The sequence below is a fragment of the Ruegeria sp. SCP10 genome (assembly GCF_040329495.1).
In the GTDB taxonomy this organism is placed as follows: Bacteria; Pseudomonadota; Alphaproteobacteria; order Rhodobacterales; family Rhodobacteraceae; genus Ruegeria.
Window position 1 is genome coordinate 1 of the sequence record NZ_JBDZYF010000042.1, and the last position, 2782, is coordinate 2782.

Annotated in this window: 1 protein-coding gene and 2 pseudogenes; all 3 read right to left on the reverse strand. The window is 56.3% G+C overall.

Annotated elements, in window-relative coordinates:
- Positions 1-313: 313 nt before the first annotated feature.
- Positions 314-430, reverse strand: a pseudogene (locus tag ABLN87_RS22535) (ATP-binding protein); the annotation flags it as partial.
- A pseudogene (locus ABLN87_RS22540) lies at positions 430-600 on the reverse strand (IS21 family transposase); the annotation flags it as partial. The pseudogenes ABLN87_RS22540 and ABLN87_RS22535, both read right to left, overlap by 1 nt.
- A gap of 50 nt (positions 601-650) precedes the next feature.
- Positions 651-2782: Tn3 family transposase (locus ABLN87_RS22040; protein ID WP_353014253.1), on the reverse strand; the 2132-nt coding region annotated here is incomplete at its 5' end.

Consider the following 2782-nt stretch of genomic DNA (forward strand, 5'->3'; position numbering starts at 1 on the left):
AAGTGACACGCAGCAACGTGAAATATTCGTGCGAAACACCCAACGCTACAATCAAATCGAAGCCGACGGACGGCGGAACACCGCGGCGGCCTTGGCTGAAGAGTTCAAAGTAAGTACATCAATGATCAATAAGATCGTGAAAAAGCTATCAAAAGAACAAAACACCTCATAAGCAATCGGTATGGCAAGGATTGATACTCGACCTGGAATGAACCAAAAGCCGTCCTATTGTTGAATAGCGTGTTGACTTTCACTGAGAACTGACCCGGTATTTTCACCGAGATTCGACCTACCCTCAGTTATGCGCCATGGTCTATGACGCGGTCAATGTTTTGGTCTCCTTTCCTGTTTTCTTTGCAGCCTCTGAGCTGGCCTTGAATCGGTAACTGTCGATGCCGGTTTCGAGAATGTAGCAGCGATGGGTGACCCGTCATAGCGATCGACGTTGGCCTCTGGTGTTGCGTGCAATGTCAGTGCGTTCGGCGTATCGACCTCGGGGTGAGCTGTCGGCTTACCGTCGATCAATCGGTGCAGCAGGTTCAGAATATGCATTTTGGTCGGCACACCCGCTTCCTGCGCCAGCTCTACTGCGCACAGCACGTCTGGGGTCTGTTCCGGCTGGGGGCAGAATGACACCTTAAGGTCGGATGTCATCGTTTTTTCCATCTATATTCTCCCGTGAGCAGGATATGTGCCCATCCAAGCGGCGAGAAATGCGAGAGAAGCTCAGGTGAACAGTCGAGACCTGCGCGTTTTCTGGCGGAGGCTGCGTGGCCGAGGTGCTTGGTGTTCCAATAGATGATGATCGTGGCCAGCAGGTTGAGACCTGCCATGCGGTAGTGTTGACCCTCGGCGGTTCTATCGCGGATTTCGCCCTGACGGCCAATGCGCAGGGCATTTTTCAAGGCGTGGTGCGCCTCCCCCTTATTCAGACCAACATTGGCACGTCGCTGCATATCGGCATCGAGCAGCCAGTCGATGATGAACAGCGTGCGCTCTATGCGCTCAATTTCCCGGAGCGCCAAAGCGAGTTCATGCTGACGCGGATATGATGCGAACTTCCGCAAGAGTTGGCTTGGTGGCATGACGCCTGCCGCCATCGTGGCGACAGCGCGGAAGATGTCGGGCCAATTCTCGACGATAAGTTTTTCTCTGACCTTGCTGCCGACCTGGCCACGCAATTCCTTTGGCGCATTGGCTGGATCGAAGAGATAAAGCCGCTTCGAGGGCAGATCGCGTATGCGGGGAATGAACCGATATGACAGCAGCGCGGTGACGGCGAAGACGTGATCCGTAAAGCCACCAGTGTCGGCATACTGTTCTTTGATTTTCCGACCGACCTCGTTCATCAGCAAACCATCCAAGATATAGGGAGCTTCGTTTACGGTCGCTGGGATGTTCTGGGTGGCGAACGGCCCAAACTGATCGGAGACATGGTTATATGCTTTCAGCCCTGGCTCGGAACCATATTTGGCGTTGATGAGGTTCATCGCCTCTCCGTGACGTGCCGTCGGGAAGAATTGCCCGTCGCTGGATGCGGTGATGCCACTGCCCCAGTACCGCGCCATCGGCCATTCCGACTGTGCAGCGATCACCATGGCGAGAGCGCGGTTGATGGCGTCGCTTTCGATATGCCAACGTGACAGACGCGAGAGCTGGAAATAGTCGTGCGAGCTTGTCGCCTCGGCCATCTTGCTAAGGCCAAGATTCAGCCCCTCGGCCAACAGCACGTTCAGCAGCCCGATGCGATCCCTGCAGGGAACGCCTGTGCGCAAATGGGTGAAGGCTTCGGTAAATCCGATATCGTCATCCACTTCCTGCAGCAGATCGGTGATCCGAACCGCAGGCAGGCGGCCATAGAGATCGAGTACCATGGCATCGGCCTCGTCAGGCACGGCTCCGGTCAGTCGATCTATTTTAAGGATGCCATTTTCAATAGAACCACCTGGGATCGTGCCCGTTCTCGCAGCTTTAGCCAACCTCGCTAGCCCTTCGTGCAGCCGTGCCTTTCGGTCGGCCAGCCAGGTTTCCGGCTCGAATGGCATTGTCAGGCGAGGTGTTGTTTGGGCAGCCTCCATCGGTACAAGCGCCTGTTTCAAGTCGGCATAACGCCGGGAATGCGGGAGCCAGATGTCACCAGATCGGAATGCTTCGCGGATTTGGAACAGCACAGCGACCTCCCAAAGCCGGTTGTCATCGGGCTCCTGGGCATTGAGGTGGCGATGCCATTTCGAATTTCGACGCAGGAAAGCAGTCTGGCGGGGCGCACTGGCCTGATCTTTGGCGATGATCTTAGCCGCTTTTATCAATGGTGCGGCCACGGGGGCATTCTGTATATCTAGCGCACGCAGCATGCGGGGCGCGTACCGCCGGAACCGGTGATATCCATGAATGACATGCGCCACGGCATCGGCGGCCATAGTGTCGGTCAACTCGGCGGCTGTTGATACCATCCTTTCGAGACGTGTCCAGCCGCAGGCGGTCTCTGTTGCATCATCAAGAGATGCACCATCGCCTTTGGCTTCCAGCAGGGCAGCTCCAAGGTCTTTGAAGGAACGCAATGTCTCCTGCAGCGATGATCTGGCATTCGCGATCCGCGTATCGCACAGTTTCTTGGCATCCCGCCAGGTTTTGCCGACGATCCGGTCATGGGTCTCGATCATAGCGTCAGTGATAGCGGCGGCCCACTCGATAGCGCATACCGCGAGGATCGCCAAACGCCGGTCGCTCGTAATGTCGCGCAGGCCATCTGCAAAGTACCTTTCACCTTGGCGGCGCAGGC